The 205-nt window shown below is 51.2% G+C and carries 1 protein-coding gene; it reads right to left on the reverse strand.

Annotated elements, in window-relative coordinates:
- On the reverse strand, window positions 1-193 hold a 193-nt coding region (locus K5R16_RS22430), incomplete at its 3' end, for a VCBS domain-containing protein (protein WP_220740649.1).
- Window positions 194-205 lie beyond the last annotated feature (12 nt).

The following is a 205-nucleotide window of genomic DNA, read 5'->3' on the forward strand; positions in this document are numbered from 1 at the left end:
TCGCTAAATGATTAAAGCTCGGATCGGTGGGATCCAGTGTGTAGCTGCCGTCTTGATTGAGTACAAAGCCTGCGTGGCTGAAGCTGGTGGCGAAGGTCGCGCTGTCGCCATGATCGAGATCGGTGGCAGTAATTTGGCCTGTGACTTGTGGATCGCCTTCATTGACCGTTCTCGATCCTATATGGCTAACCACTGGATTATCATT

Origin of the sequence: Shewanella sp. c952 (assembly GCF_019654975.1) — a bacterium.
Taxonomy (GTDB): Bacteria; Pseudomonadota; Gammaproteobacteria; order Enterobacterales; family Shewanellaceae; genus Shewanella.